At 63.6% G+C, this 19002-nt stretch carries 17 protein-coding genes and 1 pseudogene; 14 read left to right on the top strand and 4 right to left on the bottom strand.

Going from position 1 to position 19002, the window contains the following annotated elements:
* Positions 1-6: 6 nt before the first annotated feature.
* Positions 7-330, bottom strand: a complete 324-nt coding sequence (locus EHW12_RS18400; RefSeq protein WP_003944521.1) for a type II toxin-antitoxin system VapB family antitoxin — start codon at positions 328-330, stop codon at positions 7-9.
* A gap of 157 nt (positions 331-487) precedes the next feature.
* On the opposite strand from EHW12_RS18400, the gene hrcA reads away from it, so the two are divergent.
* From hrcA to EHW12_RS18375, 5 genes are all read left to right on the top strand, one after another.
* Positions 488-1531, top strand: coding sequence for a heat-inducible transcriptional repressor HrcA (hrcA, locus tag EHW12_RS18395; protein WP_003944583.1), 1044 nt, complete (start codon positions 488-490; stop codon positions 1529-1531).
* Positions 1532-1611: 80 nt separating this feature from the next.
* Positions 1612-2763 carry a molecular chaperone DnaJ gene (gene dnaJ / locus EHW12_RS18390; protein WP_003944460.1) on the top strand — a complete coding sequence of 384 codons (1152 nt, stop codon included), beginning with the start codon at positions 1612-1614 and terminating at the stop codon, positions 2761-2763.
* Between the two features lie 2 nt (positions 2764-2765).
* Positions 2766-3527: a 16S rRNA (uracil(1498)-N(3))-methyltransferase gene (locus tag EHW12_RS18385; RefSeq protein ID WP_125051435.1), complete on the top strand. Its 762-nt coding sequence runs from the start codon at positions 2766-2768 to the stop codon at positions 3525-3527.
* A 123-nt stretch (positions 3528-3650) separates the two neighbouring features.
* The gene (locus EHW12_RS18380) at positions 3651-4889 is read left to right on the top strand and encodes an Ig-like domain-containing protein (RefSeq protein WP_054187678.1); all 1239 of its coding nucleotides are present in this window, start codon (positions 3651-3653) and stop codon (positions 4887-4889) included.
* A 14-nt stretch (positions 4890-4903) separates the two neighbouring features.
* On the top strand, positions 4904-5680 hold the full coding sequence (locus EHW12_RS18375) for an alpha/beta hydrolase (protein WP_125051433.1): 777 nt from the start codon (positions 4904-4906) through the stop codon (positions 5678-5680).
* Here the strand turns inward: EHW12_RS18375 and EHW12_RS18370 are convergent.
* Entirely contained in the window at positions 5672-7276 is a 1605-nt protein-coding gene (locus EHW12_RS18370) for an MFS transporter (protein WP_007731066.1), read from the bottom strand. The genes EHW12_RS18375 and EHW12_RS18370 overlap by 9 nt on opposite strands.
* A gap of 128 nt (positions 7277-7404) precedes the next feature.
* On the opposite strand from EHW12_RS18370, the gene EHW12_RS18365 reads away from it, so the two are divergent.
* From EHW12_RS18365 to era, 5 genes are all read left to right on the top strand, one after another.
* Entirely contained in the window at positions 7405-8100 is a 696-nt protein-coding gene (locus EHW12_RS18365; RefSeq protein WP_007731067.1) for a TetR/AcrR family transcriptional regulator, read from the top strand.
* A 199-nt stretch (positions 8101-8299) separates the two neighbouring features.
* On the top strand, positions 8300-9301 hold the full coding sequence (locus tag EHW12_RS18360; RefSeq protein ID WP_223304543.1) for a PhoH family protein: 1002 nt from the start codon (positions 8300-8302) through the stop codon (positions 9299-9301).
* 48 nt (positions 9302-9349) lie between these two features.
* Positions 9350-9892, top strand: coding sequence for an rRNA maturation RNase YbeY (gene ybeY, locus EHW12_RS18355; protein WP_125051431.1), 543 nt, complete (start codon positions 9350-9352; stop codon positions 9890-9892).
* A gap of 20 nt (positions 9893-9912) precedes the next feature.
* A complete protein-coding gene (locus EHW12_RS18350; RefSeq protein ID WP_003944509.1) occupies positions 9913-11217 on the top strand; it encodes a hemolysin family protein in 1305 nt (434 codons plus the stop codon).
* A 24-nt stretch (positions 11218-11241) separates the two neighbouring features.
* Positions 11242-12159: a GTPase Era gene (era, locus tag EHW12_RS18345; RefSeq protein ID WP_003944451.1), complete on the top strand. Its 918-nt coding sequence runs from the start codon at positions 11242-11244 to the stop codon at positions 12157-12159.
* On the opposite strand, the gene EHW12_RS18340 is transcribed toward era, so the two are convergent.
* Complete coding sequence (locus EHW12_RS18340) at positions 12156-12707, bottom strand: TetR/AcrR family transcriptional regulator (RefSeq protein WP_030536607.1); 552 nt, start codon at positions 12705-12707, stop codon at positions 12156-12158. The two genes, era and EHW12_RS18340, sit on opposite strands and share 4 nt — an antisense overlap.
* Before the next feature lie 4 nt (positions 12708-12711).
* Complete coding sequence (locus EHW12_RS18335; RefSeq protein ID WP_125051429.1) at positions 12712-14130, bottom strand: amidase; 1419 nt, start codon at positions 14128-14130, stop codon at positions 12712-12714.
* Between the two features lie 329 nt (positions 14131-14459).
* Between EHW12_RS18335 and kdpF the strand changes: the two genes are divergently transcribed.
* The 4 genes and pseudogenes from kdpF (at position 14460) to EHW12_RS18315 (ending at position 19001) form a co-directional block, all read left to right on the top strand.
* Entirely contained in the window at positions 14460-14558 is a 99-nt protein-coding gene (kdpF, locus tag EHW12_RS18330; RefSeq protein ID WP_007731078.1) for a K(+)-transporting ATPase subunit F, read from the top strand.
* A pseudogene (gene kdpA / locus EHW12_RS18325) lies at positions 14558-16242 on the top strand (potassium-transporting ATPase subunit KdpA). Before kdpF ends, kdpA begins: the two are co-directional and overlap by 1 nt.
* The gene (kdpB, locus tag EHW12_RS18320) at positions 16239-18344 is read left to right on the top strand and encodes a potassium-transporting ATPase subunit KdpB (RefSeq protein ID WP_042924094.1); all 2106 of its coding nucleotides are present in this window, start codon (positions 16239-16241) and stop codon (positions 18342-18344) included. The pseudogene kdpA and the gene kdpB overlap by 4 nt, the downstream one beginning before the upstream one ends.
* Positions 18345-18350: 6 nt before the next feature.
* Positions 18351-19001 carry a potassium-transporting ATPase subunit C gene (locus EHW12_RS18315; protein ID WP_007731080.1) on the top strand — a complete coding sequence of 217 codons (651 nt, stop codon included), beginning with the start codon at positions 18351-18353 and terminating at the stop codon, positions 18999-19001.
* The last annotated feature ends 1 nt before the right edge of the window (position 19002 follow it).

Below are 19002 nucleotides of genomic sequence, written 5' to 3'. Positions count from 1 at the left end.
TGAGCGTCAGCGGACTCCCTCGATGACACCGGGCATCGCGTCGAAGTCGAAGACACGCGCGTGCAGCACGACGCGGTTTCGCAGGGCCGAACGAACCGCTCGGTGCAGACCGTCCTCGAGGTAGAGAGTGCCGCGCCACTGCACTGCGTGCGGGAACAGATCGCCGTAGAAGGTCGAGTCCTCCGACAGCAGGCGATCGAGTTCGAGGACCTTCGTGGTGGTCACGATCTCGTCGAGTCGAACCTGACGTGGAGGGAACTTCGACCAGTCGCGTAGAGACAGTCCGTGATCGGGATACGGTTTGCCGTCCATCACGCCTTTGAAGATCATGTGCCGCCTTGTCCATGGTTGTGCGATCGACCTTTCGCCGATCTCACTCCACAGTAAGGGCAACAGCCGTCTCTGGCGCTCGGGCGATTAGACTGCCAGTGGAAACCGATGTGTAAATGTCGGTGTTCGTTCTTTTCAGGAAACGGAGGTGGCAACGATGTCGAGTACCGACGACAGGCGTTTCGAGGTCTTACGTGCAATCGTGGCCGATTACGTCTCCACCCAGGACCCGGTGGGATCCAAGGCACTGGTCGAGCGTCACAACCTCGGAGTGTCGAGCGCCACTGTGCGCAACGACATGGCATTCCTCGAGGCCGAGGGCTACATTGCCCAACCGCACACCAGTTCCGGCCGCGTCCCCACCGACAAGGGATACCGCGAATTCGTCGATCGCATCGCCGACGTCAAGCCCATGTCCGGGCCCGAGCGTCGAGCGATCCTCGAGTTCTTGGAGTCGGGTGTCGATCTCGACGACGTTCTGCGCCGCGGTGTGCGACTGCTCGCGCAACTGACCCGTCAGGTCGCGGTTGTCCAGTACCCGTCGCTGTCCGCGTCGTCGGTTCGCCACCTCGAGGTGGTCGCGTTGACGCCGGCGCGCCTGCTTCTCGTTCTCATCACCGATTCCGGCCGCGTCGATCAGCGAATCGTCGAACTCGGAGACGTCCTCGAAGACGAAGACCTTTCCCGGTTGCGCACGCTTCTCGGCGGAGCACTGGAAGGCAAGCGCCTGGCCGCCGCGTCGATTGCCGTGGCGGAACTGGCCGACGAGTCTCCGGCCGACCTTCGCGACGCCGTGATCCGCTCGGCAACGGTTCTGGTCGAGACCCTGGTCGAACATCCGGAAGATCGTCTCGTTCTGGGCGGAACCTCGAATCTCACGCGCAACGCCGCCGATTTCTCCGGTCTGGCCGGCTTCCCCGGTTCGCTGCGCGCCGTGCTCGAAGCACTGGAAGAGCAGGTAGTGGTCCTCAAACTGCTCGCTGCGACGCAGAACTCCGGCACGGTCACCGTTCAGATCGGTGAAGAGACGCAGGTCGAACAGATGCGCGGAACCTCCGTGATTTCGACTGGCTACGGCGCGGCCGGTACCGTTTTCGGTGGTGTCGGTGTGCTCGGACCCACTCGGATGGACTATCCGGGAACAATTGCATCGGTTGCCGCCGTTGCCAGATACATCGGCGAAGTTCTCTCCGAGCGATGACGGACGTCGACATTCGTCGGCACGCCTCCTCGCGAGGACTGAGGAAAACCTAGAAGTAAGAGAAGGACGAGAGACTCAACGTGGCACGGGATTACTACGGATTGCTCGGCGTCGACAAGAACGCGACAGACCAGGAGCTCAAGCGCGCTTACCGCAAGCTGGCACGCGAACTGCACCCGGACGTCAACCCTGACGAGGCGGCGCAGGCCAAGTTCAAGGAGATCTCGACGGCCTACGAGGTCCTGACCGACCCGGAGAAGCGTCGCATCGTCGATCTCGGCGGAGACCCGCTCGAGTCCGGTGGTGGCGGCGGTGGTGGCTTCGGCGGCGGATTCGGTGGCGGCGGCCTCGGCGACGTCTTCGAAGCATTCTTCGGCGGCGGTGGCGGCGCAGGTCGTGGGCCGCGCGGTCGCGTTCAGCCCGGGGCCGACTCGTTGCTTCGCACCAAGCTGACCCTCGCAGAATGTGCGACGGGAGTCAGCAAGCACGTGACCGTCGAGACGGCCATTCTGTGCGACAGCTGCACCGGAGCCGGAACCAACGGCGACTCCAAGCCTGTCCGCTGTGAGACCTGCAACGGTGCCGGCGAAGTTCAGTCCATCCAGCGCTCGTTCCTCGGTCAGGTCATGACCTCGCGTCCGTGCCCGACGTGCCGCGGTGCCGGTGAGACCATCCCGGATCCCTGCCACAAGTGTGGCGGCGACGGCCGAGTTCGGGCCAAGCGTGACATCACCGTGAAGGTTCCCGCGGGCGTCGCCGGTGGCATGCGCATCCGTTTGACCGCGCAGGGTGAAGTGGGCCCGGGCGGCGGACACCCCGGCGACCTCTACGTCGAGATCGTCGAGCAGCAGCACGACGTCTTCGTTCGAGACGGTGAAGACCTGCACTGCACGATCCGCGTTCCGATGGTCGACGCAGCGCTCGGTACGACTGTCACCGTCGACACCATCATCGACGGCCCCAAGGAAATCACCATCGAGCCAGGCACCCAGCCCGGACACGTTGCTGTTCTTCGCGGTCATGGCATGCCGAAACTGCGGTCGGGAGTGCGCGGCGACGTGCACGCTCACCTCGAGGTGGTCATCCCGAGCCGTCTCGATCACAAGCAGTCCAAGCTGCTCAAGGAATTCAAGCTGCTCCGCGATCGCGACGAGGCCGAGGTTGTCTCGACGGCCTCGCAGAACAGCGGTGGATTGTTCTCGCGTCTTCGCGAAGCATTCAGCGGCCGCTGACGGTGGCCGCAACGGTCTTCTTTCTCGACCCGGTTCCCGGCGTCGGTGAAATCGCAGTTCTGGACGGACAGGAGGGTCGCCACGCGGCCACTGTCCGCCGGATCGGCGTCGGCGAGCGATTGGTGTTGGCCGACGGCCGTGGCCGGGTAGCCGACGCCGAGGTGACGAGCGTCGGCAAGGACCGCCTGGAACTGTTGGTCAGTGACGTTCAGGTTCTCGAGCAGCCCAAGCCGTTGGTGACCCTCGTTCAGGCACTTCCCAAGGCCGAGCGTTCCGAGTTGGCCGTCGAACTGGCGACCGAGGCGGGGATCGACGCGGTGATCCCGTGGCAGTCCTTGCGTTGTGTCGCCAAGTGGGAGGGCCCCAAGCTCGCCAAGGGCGTCGCACGCTGGCGAAGTGCGGCAGTGTCTGCGGCAAAGCAGTCCAGACGCGCGTTCGTCCCGGAAATTGCGGAACTGCACAAGACGCCGGCGGTGATCGCGTTGGTTCGTGACGCCGTTGCCCGCGGCGCTGTGGTTGCGGTGCTTCACGAATCGGCGACGACGCCGTTGGCCGGTTTGCCGCTGGCGAGCGCGGACGAGGTATTTCTGGTTGTCGGTCCCGAAGGTGGGCTGGACGATTCGGAGATCAACGCGTTGTCGGAGGCCGGGGCCACTCCGGTGCTTCTCGGCCCGACGGTCCTGCGCACGTCGACCGCCGGGGCTGTTGCTCTGGGCGCGATCGGAGTGCTGACCGATCGCTGGGGACCACGGCCACTGCACTGATCTTGTTGTGATCCCGAGCTGAATCGGATCCGGCGCTCAGCGAAGTGTCAGATTTGCGCACTATCGTAAGGACGTCGGGGGTCGCCTTCGGCGTGAGTTGGTTCGGGGATTTCAGGAGGCCAGATGTTGTCACGTGCGCATATGCGAATCGTTGGAGCGGTGTGTGCCGCGGCGGCGTTGATGCTCGTCGCGGGGTGCACGGTCTCCACCGGAGACAACACGGGTTCCTCCAGCAGCGCCGTCACCACTACCCCGACCAGCGAGGCGCTCGTCACCGTCACACCGGCGGACGGCGGAACTCCGGTGAGTCCACTCGACCCCATCGAGGTCCAGGTCGCGAAGGGAACACTGACGACCGTCGCGCTGACCAATCCCGAGGGTAAGGAAGTCGCCGGTATCACCACGCCGGACAAGACGTCATGGAAACCGAGCGAACCACTCGGATACGGCAAGACTTACAAGCTGGTCGTCGACGTCGTCGACGCGAATGGTGTTGCCACGACCAAGAACACGACGCTGACCACCGTCGCGCCGAGTAACCAGACCCGGGCGTACATCAACACCACCGGTGGCGCCTCGATATCGGACGGTGGCACGTACGGTGTCGGCACCGTCGTCGCCGTTCATTTCGACGAGTTGATCGGTGACAAGGCCGCGGCCGAGAAGTCTCTGCTGGTCACAACCAATCCGCCCGTACAGGGATCGTGGTACTGGGTCGACGGTCAGAACGTTCACTGGCGACCGCAGAACTACTACGCACCAGGCACGACGGTCTCGGTGAACGCGAACATCTACGGCAAGCAGCTCGGCAACGGACTGTACGGCCAGCAGGACGACACCGTGTCCTTCAAAATCGGCGACTCCCACGTCTCGGTCGCCGACGACAACACCAAGATGGTGACCGTCTACGAAAACGGTCAGGTGATCAAGGAAATGCCGACCTCGATGGGAATGGGCGGCACCGAGACGATCGGCGGCACGACGCTCTCGTTCTGGACCCAGCCCGGCACGTACACCGTGATGGACAAGGCCAACCCCGTCATCATGGATTCGTCGACCTACGGTCTGCCGATCAACTCGCGCCTGGGCTACAAGGAATCCATCAACTGGGCCACCCGCATCAGCACAGACGGTATCTATCTTCACGAGTTGGAGAGCACCGTCTGGGCGCAGGGAAACACCGACACCTCGCACGGTTGCCTCAATCTCAGTGCGGCCAATGCCAAATGGTTCTTCGATTTCTCGCAGCCGGGAGATGTCGTCGAGATCAAGAACACCGGCGGCGCTCCGCTGGAGGTGTGGCAGAACGGCGACTGGACCCTTTCCTGGGCAGACTGGGCCGCAGGCAGCGCCCTCGCCTGAGATAGATTTCCTCGGTGCCTCGATTCAAGATTCCGTACGGCCGACACGAGCAGCAGTTCGGGCATCTCTACGTTCCCGACGGAGTCGCTGACGGCCCGATCCCGGTCGTCATGCAGATCCACGGCGGCTTCTGGAGCGGGCAGTACGGATTGACTCTGGGCACCGCATTTGCCGTCGAACTCGCGCGGCACGGCGTCGCGGTGTGGAACATCGAATACCGCCGTCTCGGGGCGGGCGGTGGTTGGCCGGAGATGTCCGCCGACGTGAAAACGGCGTACGACGAAATCCCCGGACTGGTTGCCGGGAAGTCCTCGGCCGAATTGGATCTGAATCAGATTCGCTTGCTCGGGCATTCGGCCGGAGGACATCTTGCAGTGTGGCTGGCGGGGGAGAAGGACACGTTTACCCGGCCTGAACGGGTCATCGCCCAGGCGGCCGCACTCGATCTGGCGTCGGCAGGCGAGCGTGGACGACGGATCAGCTTCATCGAGGATCTGTTCGGCGTTCCGTTCGACGCGGACCCGGATCTGTATCGCAGTGCGTCGCCGCAGCATCGATTGCCGATCGGCGTCCCCGTTGTGTGCGTCACGGGTGCGGAGGATCTGCAGGTGCCGGCCAAGGTGAGCTCCCGGTACGCGAAAGCCGCGGAAGCGGCTGGTGATCCCGTGGCACTGCGTGTGATCGAGGGCGAAGGACACGACGCATTTCTCTCACCCTCGACCGAGTCGTGGCGGGTCTCCCGCGAGTTGGTTCTCGCCGAAGACCCGCTGGCTCTGAGCACGTCAGACTGACGCGGGGTCTACTTCCACAGGGGCCTTCTTGCCCGGCAGGATGAACGCCACGACAACTGCCCCCACGAACAGTGCAAGACCGCCCGCCCAACTGGCCGCCGAAATCGCGTCGGCGTAGGCACTGCCTGCGGCGTCGAGCAACGGCCCTGCCTGAGCTGCAGCCAACGGGTTGCCTGCCATCTCTTCGGCGACCAACGAAGCGCCGCCGACGGATTCGCCCGACACCTCCATCGCGTACGCGGCCTGTTGTGCAAGTTCGCCCGTCAACTGCGGAACCTGCATTCCATTGATGAATCCGGCAATCGAATCCTTGTAGCTCGCAGCGAGGATCGAGCCGAGGATCGCGATACCCAGCGAGCCGCCGAGTTCGATGGCGGTGTCGTTGAGGCCACCCGCAGCACCGAGATCGTCCTCGGAGAAGTTGTCCATGATGGCGTCGGTGGCCGGCGGTTCGCTGAGACCGATGCCCAGGCCGAGCAGGATCAGTGGGACTGCGAACATCCAGTAGCCCGAATCGCCGTCGACCTGCGTGAGAATCAGAACGCCGATCGCGGCGACCACCATGCCGCCGACGATGGATGCCCGGACGCCGATCAGCGGAGTGATCCGCCCACTGACAACGGCGCCGATCGAAACGGCAATTGCCAAGGGCAGCAGACGAACACCGGTTTCGAGTGCGCCGTAGCCGAGGATGAACTGGAACTGCTGTGAGATGAAGTAGATGGCGCCGAAGGCGGCCAGGAACAGCAGAAGTACGGCGAGCGTCGCGCCGCCGACCATGCGCTGGCCGAGCTTACGGACGTCGAGCAGTGGCTGCGGGTGACGCAGTTCCCAGACGACGAACGAGACGAGGCCGATCGCAGCGAGTACGGCGGCACCGATGGGTCCGCCGGTCCACCCGAAGTGGAATCCGTTGATGATCGAGTACACGAGCGAGCCAATGGTGACCACCGAGAGTGCGCCGCCGATCCAGTCGATCCGGCCCAGGTGCTCGGCCTTGCTCGGCGGCACCAGAATTACGGCGGCGACGGCGGCGACTGCGGCGATCGGGACGTTGATCAGGAAAGTGATGCTCCAGGAATGACTGTCGAGAATCCATCCGGCCAGTAGAGGGCCGAGGGCAATCGCGAGACCCGACGTCGCCGCCCACGCCGCGATGGCGCGTGATCGCTCCGCTTTGGGAAAGGTAGCGACCAGAAGCGAAAGCGTCGCGGGCATGATGATCGCGGCGCCGACGCCCATGATCATTCGTGCCGCGATGACGGCGTTGGTGGTGTCCGCGATGCTGCCGAAGACGGCGCCGCCGGCGAACACGGCGAGTCCGGCGAGAAGTGCGCCGCGGCGACTGTACTTGTCACCGATCACGCCGAACAGCAGCATCAATGCGGCGTAGGGAACGGTGTAGCCGTCGATGACCCATTGAAGTTGCGTGCTGGTGAGGCCGAGGTCTCTGGTCATGTCCGGCGCCGCGACGATCAGCGCGGTATTCGCCATCACGACGATCAGCAGACTCAGGCACAACACCCCGAGCGCGGCCCACCGCCGTGAGTACGGCTGGTCCATCTCCGAGACAGGTTTGCTCATGAGTGTCGTCATGTCGCGACTCCGTTCCTGATGATCGAAGACACTCCTCGATCTATTTGCACACTGATGTGTAAGTTAATAACTTGCACACCGATGTGCAACTATGATTGACCTAGATCACAGTTGGGCAGTCGAAAGAGGTGGAACGCGCGTTGACGCATTCGGGCACAGTCGTTTCGGGAACAGCCGAATCGGGCGGACGGCAGCGTCGTAGTCAGGCCGCGGCCAATCGCAATCGCATCATCGAGGCGGCGATCACGGCGTTCGCTGCTGATCCGGATGCGAGCATGGACGACGTCGCAAAGGCCGCCGGTGTGGTCAGGCGAACCGTGTACGCGCATTTCGACAGCCGAGAGGCGCTGATCAACGGCATCGTGGACGAGGCGTCGACCGATCTCGTAGCTGCGCTGAGCCAAGCCGGTGAGCCGCCCGAGCGCCCGGATCTGGCGACTGCCGTACTGGCATTGCTGTCATGGCCGGTCGGTGATCGCTTCCGGATGCTGCTCAGCTTTGCTCGCAAAGAGTTGGGGGAGCAGCGGATTCTCGATCTGATGGAGCCCGCGCGCGCCGTGAGTATCAGCGTCGTCGAGCGCGGTCAGCGTGACGGAACCTTCTCGAAATACCTGCCGGCCGAGACTCTGGTAGCGATGACCGAGGCGATCACGATCACTTTGTTCGATCAGGCCAACAGTGGGCTCATCACGGACTCGGGCGAATCCTTTGCCGCCGTGTGCCTGGTCATCGCGGGTATCAGTCCGGACAGAAGCTCCGAGATCGTCGCCGAAGCGTCGGAGTGGATCCGCGAATCGCTGCCGTCCGGTCGCCGCGAGGATTAGGCCGGGACGATTAACAAGTGGGCCGTGTCCGACTCTGGCGCTAGACTTCGAAGTATCGAGGCTCACGAGTCGAGTGGGCTGATCGGACCAGAAAGCAGGCCATATTCACCACGTGAGTGAACACAGTGAACTCGACGGGAACCGTGTAACCACCATCACCGAGCGCGCTCTGCCCGCAGAGCGCACCGTCCGTTCGAGTATGGATCTGGCGCCGGAGACCGTGCGTCAAATCCTGGGGGCGACGGACGAGAATCTCACCGCGATCGAACGTGAGCTTCGTGCCGACATTCATGTACGTGGCGGAACCATCTCCTTGTCGGGGACGGCTGCAGACGTGGCGCTGGCAGAACGTGTGTTCAGTGAATTGGCGTCGCTGGCCGGTCGAGGGCAGCCCATTGCTCCGGACGCTGTTCGACGAACCATCGGCATGCTCACCAACGAGGTCGGCGAGTCTCCGGCCGAGGTGCTCTCCCTCGACATTCTTTCGCGTCGGGGCAAGACGATTCGGCCGAAGACCCTCAACCAGAAACGCTACGTCGACGCCATCGACGAGAACACCATCGTGTTCGGAGTCGGCCCGGCCGGTACCGGCAAGACCTACCTCGCCATGGCCAAGGCCGTTCAGGCGTTGCAGGCCAAGCAGGTCTCTCGGATCATCTTGACCAGGCCGGCAGTCGAGGCCGGGGAGCGACTGGGCTTTCTGCCCGGCACGCTGCACGAGAAGATCGATCCGTATCTCCGCCCGCTGCACGACGCATTGCACGACATGATGGATCCCGAGGCGATTCCGAAGTTGATGCAGGCCGGAGTCATCGAGGTCGCTCCGCTCGCCTACATGCGTGGCCGGACGCTCAACGACGCCTTCATCATCTTGGACGAAGCGCAGAACACCACGGCCGAGCAGATGAAGATGTTCCTGACCCGCCTCGGGTTCGGTTCCAAAATCGTGGTCACCGGAGACGTGACCCAGGTCGATCTGCCGGGCGGGGCCCGTTCGGGTCTGCGCGCGGCATCCGAAATCCTCACCGGGATCGACGATATTCATTTCGCCACTCTCGACAGCAGCGACGTCGTACGTCATCGGCTGGTCTCTCACATCGTCGACGCTTACGAGCGTCACGAATCGGATCGGTCCGGCGAGTTGGCGGTCGGAAACCGGGCGCAGCGCCGCGCTGCACATGCTCATTCACCGCGACGGTAGGCTGAGCGACGCATCAACCCCTACTTTTCCCAGGAAAGAGCGTCGCACATGAGCATCGAGGTCTCGAACGAATCGGGCATGGACATCTCCGAACCGGAGTTGATCAGCGTTGCCCGTTTCGTGATCGCTCGGATGGATGTCCATCCGGCGGCCGAGCTGTCGATGGTTCTCGTCGACTCCGTGACGATGGCGGATCTGCACGTTCGCTGGATGGACCTGCCGGGTCCGACCGACGTCATGTCGTTCCCGATGGACGAACTCGAGCCGGGTGGCCGTCCCGATTCCCCCGAGCCGGGGCCGTCGATGCTCGGCGACATCGTGCTGTGTCCGTCTTTTGCCGCGGATCAGGCTGACAAGGCCGGGCATTCACTGGCTCACGAACTTGCCCTCCTGACCGTCCACGGTGTGTTGCACCTTCTCGGCTACGACCATGCGGAGCCGGAAGAGGAGAAGGAGATGTTCGGCTTGCAGAACAGCCTCCTCGAAGAGTGGTACGAAGACCTTCGCCGTATCGACCGCGAAGCAGCACTGGCCGAACGCGATCAGAAGCTGCTCGGCAAGACCGGTTTCGTCGACGGAGTGGACCGATAACAGTTATCCGGGGTTCTGTAGTGAGTAGCGCGATAGCGCTCTTTGTTCTGGCGATTGCTCTTGTCCCGGTCGGTGGTGTGTTCGCGGCCGTCGACTCGGCGCTCAACACCATTTCGTCGGCGCGGATCGACGAGATGGCAAAGGAAGAGCGAGCCGGCGCCGCGCGAGTGCAACGCATCCTGACCGATCGTCCGCGATACGTGAATCTGATGGTCCTGCTTCGCATTTTGTGCGAGATCACGGCCACCGTCGTACTCGTGGGCGGCCTGATCGACGTCCTCTCGCTGGGCTGGGCACTGACCGTCACGGCGGTGATCATGGTTCTCGTCTCGTACGTGGTCATCGGCGTCGGACCGAGAACGCTTGGGCGCCAACATGCGTACTCCATCGCGATGGCCGCGTCGCTGCCACTGCTGTGGATCGGGGTTCTGCTCGGGCCGATCAGTCGCGTCCTGATCCTCGTGGGTAACGCATTGACCCCGGGTAAGGGCTTCCGCAACGGCCCGTTCGCGTCGGAAATCGAGTTGCGTGAACTCGTGGACATGGCGCAGGAACGTGGCGTCGTGGCCGACGAAGAACGCCGAATGATCCAGTCCGTCTTCGAGCTCGGAGACACGTCGGCACGCGAGGTGATGGTGCCGCGCACCGACATGGTGTGGATCGAGAACGACAAGAATGCCGGGCAGGCGACGTCGTTGGCCGTCCGCAGTGGTCACTCGCGCCTGCCGGTCATCGGGGAGAACGTCGACGACGTGCTCGGTGTCGTCTACCTCAAGGATCTGGTCAAGCAGACCTACCACCTGCCCGACGGCGGCCGGAACGTCAACGTCTGCGACGTCATGCGGCCCGCCGTCTTCGTTCCCGACTCGAAGCCGCTCGACAGCTTGCTGGCCGAGATGCAGCGCGACCGCAACCACATGGCGATACTCGTCGACGAGTACGGCGGAATCGCCGGGCTCGTCACGATCGAGGACGTCATCGAAGAGATCGTCGGTGAGATCGCCGACGAGTACGACGAGGACGAGACGCCGCCCATCGAGGATCTCGGTGACGGAATGTTCCGCGTATCCGCGAGACTTCCCATCGAAGACCTCGGTGAATTGTTCGATCTCGAACTCGAACTCGACGAGGTGGAGACCGTCGGCGGGCTGATCGGATACGTACTCGGCCGAGTGCCACTTCCCGGTTCCGAAGTGGAGTACGACGGTTTGATTCTGCGCGGCGAGGGAACCAATACGGGCCGAGGCCGGGTACGCATCAGCACGGTGTTCGTGCAGCGCATCCCGCCGTCGGAAGACGAAGAGACAGAAGACACCGATGACTGAGCGAGAGTTCAGCGAGGAGCAGTTATGAGCAAGAACGAATTCCGGTCAGGCTTCGTGTGTTTCGTGGGTCGACCCAATACGGGCAAGTCCACGCTGACCAACGCGTTGGTCGGCAGCAAGATCGCGATCACGTCCTCGCGCCCGCAGACGACGCGCCACACGATTCGCGGCATCGTTCACCGCGAGCATGCGCAGCTGATCCTGGTGGACACCCCTGGACTGCACAAGCCCCGCACTTTGCTCGGGCAGCGCCTCAATGACCTGGTTCGCGACACGTACTCCGAGGTCGACGTCATCTGCCTGTGCATCCCGGCCGACGAGGCCATCGGGCCCGGAGACCGCTGGATCGTGCAGCAGGTCCGTCAGATGGCGCCCAAGACCAAGCTGGTCGGCATCGTGACCAAGATCGACAAGGTCAGCCGCGACGCCGTCGGAAAGCAGTTGCTCGCGCTGTCCACCCTGCTCGGTCCCGAATCCGAGGTCGTTCCGGTGTCCGCGAAGTCGGGTGAACAGGTCGAGATCCTGGTCGACGTCCTCGCCGGTCTGATGGACGAGGGCCCGGCCTTCTACCCGGACGGGGAACTGACGGACGAGCCCGAAGAGGTGCTCATGGCCGAACTGATCCGTGAGGCTGCGCTCGAGGGGCTCGGCGAAGAATTGCCGCACTCCCTGGCTGTGGTGATCGAGGAGGTCATCCCGCGCGAGGGACGCACCGAGAAGCAGGGCGAGATGCTCGACGTGCATGCACTGCTCTACGTCGAGCGGCCCAGTCAGAAGGGCATCGTCATCGGTAAGGGCGGAGCGCGTCTGCGGGAAGTCGGTACCAGTGCGCGCCTGCAGATCGAGAAGCTGCTCGGTGTGCGGATCTTCCTGGAGCTGCACGTCAAGGTCGCCAAGGACTGGCAGCGCGACCCGAAGCAGCTCGGCCGGCTGGGCTTCTAGGGCCGGAGGACCCTGAGGATCGCCGCGCCGATGTCCTGCTCGTCGACGCCGGTGGCCAGGCGTCGGAGTTGGAGGCCGGTGATGACGGCGACGAGCGTCGATGCAATCGACTCCGGATCAGGTACACCGAGTGCCGTCAGAATCGTGACGGTCAAATCGTCGTAGGCGGCGAAGCATTCGACGGCGACTTCGTGGAGTTCGTGGTCGCGCCCGGCGGCGATGTACATCTCGAACGGCGCGATCCGCTCGGCCGAGAACGAAAGATCTCGCGTCACCTTTTCGGCTATTGCCGCGGCGTCCTCGACGCTCAGACCTTTGTCGCGGTACTCCTCGGCCAAGGCGCGCAGGCGCGTCGTCTCGTCGGTCACGAAACGAGACAGCGCGGCCCGCAGCATGTCCGACTGGCTGGCGAAGTGATACGTGATCGATCCGAGTGAGACGCCGGCCTGCGCGGCGATGCGCCGGTTGCTCACACCCGGGATGCCGTCGGTACCGACGACGTGCAGAACGGCGTCGAGTATTCGCTCGCGAACGTCCCGGTTACTCATCGGGTCACCACCACGGCTCGGGTCGGACCTGATCCCAACGCAGGGCCGATTCCAACTGTGAAGCGAGGGAGACCAACAGAGGTTCGGTGTTCTCGTTGCCCATCAACTGCGCACCGATGGGCAGGCCGGCCTTGCTGAATCCGGCCGGCACGTTGACCGAGGGCCAGCCGAGGACGTTCCACGGCCACGCGTAGGGGCAGGCGCCGGTCATGACCTTGTCGGTGTCCCAGCCACCGATGCCGTCGATCGCGGTCGCCATGATCGGTGGAGTTGCCGTCGTGGGTGCCAGGACGACGTCGTAGGTGTCGAAGATCGCTCCGATCCGCTTTCGCATCCGCGGCTCGGCCGCGCGGGCCGCGCGCAGAGGTGCGCCGCGAAGTAGCTTGCCGTTCTGGGCATTTCCGCGTGTTCTGGCATCGACCAGTGTCGGGTCGGGAACCCGTCCGAGCCAGTCGTGGACCCCGACGAGCGAGCGGGGCAGAAAGTTCAGGCCGAAGATCAGGCCGTATGCGGGATCGTCGACGACGACATGGTGTCCGAGTTCCCGCAGCGTGTCGGCGATCGAATGCACGGCCAGGCGCACTTCCGGGTCCAGCTTCACGGGAGTGGCGGTGAACGGATTGCGAAGGGAAAGCGCGATTTTCAGTTTTCCGGGGTCGCGTCCCACCGCGTCGCTGACGGTGACCGGTGTCGGCTTGTGGAGATCGCCGTCATGGTTGCCGGCAGCGACGTCGAGCAGCAGTGCCGCGTCGGCGACGGTGCGAGCGAGCGGGCCGTTGACCGTCAGGCCGTAGAACGCTTCGGCGTCGGGCCAGGTGGAGATGCGCCCGCGCTGCGGTTTGATTCCGACGAGGTTGGTCCAGGCCGCAGGGATTCGGATGGAACCGGCACCGTCGGAACCGATTCCGGCGCTGACCAATCCGGCGGCGACGGCCGCGGCGGTGCCGCCCGACGATCCGCCTGGAGTGTGGTGACGCGACCACGGATTGCGCGTGTAACCGAAGGCTGAACCGCTCGTGAGCGGCCACTGGCCCAATTCCGGACTGTTGGTCTTGCCCACGATCACTGCGCCGGCGTCGCGAAGGCGTCGAATCATCTCCGAGTCCTCGGTCTTGGCCGGGAAATCGCCAGGGCAACCGAAGGCCGTGGGTTCGCCGGTGATGTCGACGTCGTCCTTCACTGCGATCGGCACGCCGAGAAGAGGTAGGCGCTCGCCGAGTGCGAGACGCCTGTCGGCCTCGGCAGCTTCCTCGAGTGCCTTCTCGCGCCGCACGATCTTGAACGCATTGAGGTGAGGCTGAGTGGCCTCGATCCGGCTCAGCGTTGCCTCCGTGGCCGCGACGGACGAGGTGGCGCCCGAGGCCAGACTCGCAACCTGGTCGACAAGACCGGGGGCGAGATCGTGGTCGGTTCGAGAAGTCATCAGGTTCCCTTCGCAAAACTGTTCGTTCGAACGAACAGTAACTTGTTTCAGTATTAGTGAACTTCGGTTTCGCGTCAAGATCGCGTCAAGACGCCAGGTCAGTGCGTAAGCGGATCGTCAGAGACGCGGAATCGGCCTTTCCGGAGGTCGAAGCTGAGAGAGCGCATCCGGTCGAGGGCGACCGCGCGTCATGGCTGCGATGCACAGCAGCACGGCAAAAGATTTCGAAGAGGGAAGCTCATGGCCGATCTGGCCTACGTTGCTCTGATTCTCGGCGGTTTTCTCGTGTGCGCGCTGGTACTGCGCGCCCTACAGGCGAGCGCTCCCAAATGACGGTTGCCGGTGTGGTCAGCGTGGTTCTGATCGCCGTCGCCGCGGCATTGGTCATTTACCTGCTCGTTGCACTCGTAGATCCTGAGAGGTTCTGATGTCGCCCGCTCTTGCAGCCGGCCTGCAGATCGCTTTTGTCCTCGTCGTTCTGGCAATCGCCTACGTTCCGGTGGGCGACTACATGGCGCGTGTTTACTCGTCGACGCGAGATCTTCGGGTCGAGAGTGTGATCTACCGCGTCGGTCGGATCGACTCCAGGGCCGAGCAGACGTGGTACGGCTACGCCGCAAGCGTTCTCGGATTCTCGCTGGCCAGCGCATTGTTCCTGTACTTCCTGCAACGGATTCAGGGAGTACTGCCGCTGAGTGACGGTCTGTCCGGGGTCAGTCCCGCCGTAGCGTTCAACACCGCGATTTCGTTTGTGGCGAACACCAACTGGCAGTCGTACACGCCGGAAACGACGATGAGCAACTTCGTTCAGCCCGTCGGTCTGGCGGTGCAGAACTTCGTCTCGGCAGCGGTCGGCATGGCGGTGGCCATCGCATTGGTTCGCGGCTTCATTCGGGTGGCCAGGGGCGGCGAGATCGGCAACTTCTGGGTCGATCTGACGCGTGGTTCTCTGCGCATCCTCCTCCCGTTCTCATTCGTGATCGCCCTGATCCTGTTGAGCCAGGGAGTGATCCAGTCGTTCCACAGCGGTTTCGCCTCCACCGGCCTCGACGGCAATGCGGTCACCAATGCACTGGCCCCCGTCGCGTCCCAGGAAGCGATCAAGGAACTCGGCACCAACGGTGGCGGGATCTTGGCTGCCAACTCGGCGCACCCGTTCGAGAACCCCACCCCGTTGAGCAATGTCGTCGAGATCCTGGCGATCCTGTTGATTCCGGTCTGCCTCACCCGAACGTTCGGAACTCTCGTCGGGGATCGTAGGCAAGGCCTCACCCTGCTGGCAGTGATGGGAATCCTGTGGAGCGGGCTGCTCGCAGTCACGCTCGCTGCCGAATCCGGCGCACGCGGTGTTGCCGCCACAGCAGCTGGTTCGATGATGGAGGGCAAGGAAGTTCGCTTCGGAATCCCCGGATCGGCGTTGTTCGCGGTGGCGACCACGGGAACGTCGACGGGCGCGGTGAACTCGGCCCACGACAGCATGTCCCCCTCGGCGGCGGCGCGGTCCTGCTCAACATGTTGCTCGGCGAAATTGCGCCAGGTGGAGTCGGAACCGGCCTCTACGGGATTCTTGTGCTGGCATTGATCGCAGTGTTCGTCGGCGGACTGCTGGTCGGTCGCACGCCCGAATATCTCGGCAAGAAGTTGGGTCGACGCGAGATCACCCTTGCGGCGCTGTCGATTCTGGTCATGCCCGCGCTGGTCTTGATCGGTACCGCCATCACCGTCATCCTCGGTTCGACCACCGGTTATCAAGGCAATGGGGGAGATCCGGGCACGCCGGGATCGATCCACGGGTTCAGTGAGGTGCTTTACGCCTTCGCCTCCGCCTCGAACAACAACGGCAGCGCCTTCGGCGGTCTGACGGTCACCAGCGACTGGTTCCAGTCGTCTCTCGGAATCTGCATGCTTCTCGGCCGATTCCTGCCGATCATCTTCGTTCTCGCTTTGGCCGGTGCTCTTGCCTCGCAGAAGAAGGTGGCGCCGACGGCCGGCACCCTCCCGACGTCCGGACCGATGTTCACCGGTTTGTTGACCGGCACCGTCGTTCTTGTTGCTGCACTTACATTCTTCCCGGCCCTCGCGCTGGGCCCGCTAGCGGAGGCTCTTCAATGACCGTGCGTATCAGTGAGAAACCCGTGGTAGCGCAAGACGCCGCCGACAAGGCTGATCCAGGGCAGTCCCGTCAAGTACACGCAGGCGTTTTCAACCCGCGGCAGATGATCACCGCGTTGCCGGGGGCCGTGCGCAAACTCGACCCACGCCACCTCGCCCGCAACCCGGTCATGTTCGTGGTGTTCGTCGGTTCCGTCATCACCACTGTCATGGCGATCGCCGATCCCTCGGTGTTCTCCTGGGTGATCACCCTGTGGCTCTGGTTCACGGTGATCTTCGCGAACCTCGCCGAATCCGTGGCCGAAGGGCGCGGCAAGGCGCAGGCGGCGAGCCTGCGAAAGGTGAAGCAGGACACCACAGCACATCGGATCACGATGAGCGGTGCGATCGAATCGGTTTCCGGCACCGAACTGGTGGTCGGCGATCGGGTGATAGTGGTTGCCGGCGAGGTCATCCCCGGCGACGGCGACGTGGTCGAAGGTATTGCCTCCGTAGACGAATCGGCGATCACCGGTGAATCCGCGCCGGTGGTCCGTGAATCCGGTGGTGACCGGTGCGCCGTCACCGGTGGTACGACGGTTCTCTCGGACCGCATCGTCGTGGAAATCACCGCAGCACCGGGCAGTTCGTTCGTGGACCGGATGATCGCGCTCGTCGAGGGTGCTTCACGTCAGAAGACACCCAACGAGATTGCGCTCAACATCCTGCTCGCGTCGTTGACCGTCATCTTCCTCCTCGCCGTCGTAGCCATCGGCCCGATGGGCTTGTACGCGGGGCACGAGCAGGATCCGATCAAGCTGATCGCACTTCTCGTCTGCCTGATCCCGACGACCATCGGAGCGCTGCTCTCGGCGATCGGTATCGCGGGCATGGACCGCCTCGTCCAGCGCAACGTTCTCGCGATGTCGGGACGCGCGGTGGAAGCTGCGGGCGACATCGACACCCTGTTGATGGACAAGACCGGAACCATCACTTTCGGTAACCGCCGGGCCACCGCACTCCATCCGGCGCCCGGTGTATCCGCCGACGATCTTGCTGCGGCAGCTCGCTTGTCGAGCCTGGCCGACGGAACTCCCGAGGGACGGAGCATCGTCGAGCTGTGCGCAGCGGATTTCGGTCTCGCTGCCGAGCCGACGCTGGACGAGGAACGCGCAGAGTTCGTTCCGTTCACGGCACAAACCCGGATGAGCGGACTCGACCATTCCGGACGCCAAATCCGAAAGGGTGCAGCAGATGCGGTGATGAACTGGGTCGTCAGTGGCGGTGGACACGCGGAGAGCGCGGTGACCGACACCGTGAACGACATCGCCCAAGCGGGCGGAACGCCGCTGGTAGTTGCCGTCAAGCATGGTGAGAGTACCTCGATCCTCGGCGTGATCGCGTTGTCCGACGTCGTCAAGCCGGGAATGGCTGACAGGTTCGCCGAACTCCGGGCGATGGGTATTCGCACGATCATGATCACCGGCGACAATCCGTTGACCGCGAAGGCGATTGCCGACGAGGCGGGCGTCGACGACTTCATGGCGGAGGCCACCCCGGAAGACAAACTGGCCCTGATCCGGAAGGAACAGGAAGGCGGACGTCTCGTCGCGATGACAGGTGACGGCACCAATGATGCTCCCGCCCTTGCCCAGGCGGATGTCGGGGTCGCGATGAACACGGGAACCTCGGCAGCCAAAGAGGCCGGGAACATGGTCGATCTCGATTCCGATCCCACCAAGCTGATCGAGGTGGTGGAAATCGGCAAGCAATTGCTGATCACCCGCGGCGCGTTGACCACATTCTCGTTGGCGAACGACCTGGCGAAGTATTTCGCAATCCTGCCGGCCTTGTTCAGCGGCATCTACCCGCAGCTGGACGCGTTGAACATCATGCGTCTCGCCACCCCCGAATCGGCGATCGTCTCGGCCGTGATCTTCAACGCCTTGGTGATCATCGGTTTGATTCCGTTGGCACTCAAGGGTGTTCGATACCGACCGTCGACGGCATCGCAGTTGCTCGGACGTAACCTGCTCGTCTACGGTCTCGGCGGTGTGATCACACCGTTCGTCGGTATCTGGTTGATCGATCTCGTCGTACGTTTGATTCCTGGAATTGGGTGACCTGACATGCGTTTCACTATCGGTTTTGCCAAACAGGTGTGGGCGGGTTTGCTCGTATTGCTCGCGCTCACCGTCGTTCTCGGTGTGGTCTATCCCGCCGCGGTGTGGGGTGTCAGCCGGATCAGCTCCGGATCTGCCGAAGGCTCACCGGTCACCGATGCCGCCGGTTGCGTGGTCGGCAGTGCCTGGGTGGGTGTCGATCCGCAGGTCGCCGAAGGGCAGCAGGACCCGTTCTTCCACAATCGTGTTGTCGGATCCGTTTCGGACGAGGATCCGTTTGCCACCGGTGATCCCGCTGCGGCACTGCCGTCCAACCAGGGGCCGAGCAGCGAGATTCTGGCCGGATTCGTCATCGAGCGCCGGGCAGCCATCGCGGCACGTGAGGGTGTCGACCCGGCATCGGTTCCCGTCGACGCAGTCACCGGTTCGGGCTCGGGTATCGATCCCCACATCAGTCCGGCGTACGCCGAACTGCAGGTCGCGAGGGTGGCGGCCAACAACGGCATCTCGGAAGACCAGGTGCGGGACTTGGTGGCCGAGCACACCGACGGTCGGCAACTCGGATTTCTCGGAGCCGAGCGAGTCAACGTACTGGAATTGAACCTGGCACTCGGATTGACGGCACCTACGTGTGCTGCACCGACGACTGGTGGATGAT

Origin of the sequence: Rhodococcus sp. NJ-530, assembly GCF_003860625.1 — a bacterium.
GTDB lineage: Bacteria > Actinomycetota > Actinomycetes > Mycobacteriales > Mycobacteriaceae > Rhodococcus_F > Rhodococcus_F qingshengii.
Note: the sequence above shows the minus strand (reverse complement) of the source record. Positions and strands in the feature narration are given on the sequence as shown.

Bases quoted from the DNA above. Each gene is read 5' to 3' on its own strand.
- kdpB (WP_042924094.1), top strand. From the start codon at position 16,239: ATGACCGTGCGTATCAGTGAGAAACCCGTGGTAGCGCAAGACGCCGCC.
- kdpF (WP_007731078.1), top strand. From the start codon at position 14,460: ATGACGGTTGCCGGTGTGGTCAGCGTGGTTCTGATCGCCGTCGCCGCG.
- EHW12_RS18315 (WP_007731080.1), top strand. From the start codon at position 18,351: ATGCGTTTCACTATCGGTTTTGCCAAACAGGTGTGGGCGGGTTTGCTC.
- ybeY (WP_125051431.1), top strand. From the start codon at position 9,350: ATGAGCATCGAGGTCTCGAACGAATCGGGCATGGACATCTCCGAACCG.
- EHW12_RS18360 (WP_223304543.1), top strand. From the start codon at position 8,300: ATGGATCTGGCGCCGGAGACCGTGCGTCAAATCCTGGGGGCGACGGAC.
- EHW12_RS18340 (WP_030536607.1), bottom strand. From the start codon at position 12,707: ATGAGTAACCGGGACGTTCGCGAGCGAATACTCGACGCCGTTCTGCAC.
- EHW12_RS18400 (WP_003944521.1), bottom strand. From the start codon at position 330: ATGATCTTCAAAGGCGTGATGGACGGCAAACCGTATCCCGATCACGGA.
- hrcA (WP_003944583.1), top strand. From the start codon at position 488: ATGTCGAGTACCGACGACAGGCGTTTCGAGGTCTTACGTGCAATCGTG.
- EHW12_RS18335 (WP_125051429.1), bottom strand. From the start codon at position 14,130: ATGACTTCTCGAACCGACCACGATCTCGCCCCCGGTCTTGTCGACCAG.
- EHW12_RS18380 (WP_054187678.1), top strand. From the start codon at position 3,651: ATGTTGTCACGTGCGCATATGCGAATCGTTGGAGCGGTGTGTGCCGCG.
- era (WP_003944451.1), top strand. From the start codon at position 11,242: ATGAGCAAGAACGAATTCCGGTCAGGCTTCGTGTGTTTCGTGGGTCGA.
- EHW12_RS18370 (WP_007731066.1), bottom strand. From the start codon at position 7,276: ATGACGACACTCATGAGCAAACCTGTCTCGGAGATGGACCAGCCGTAC.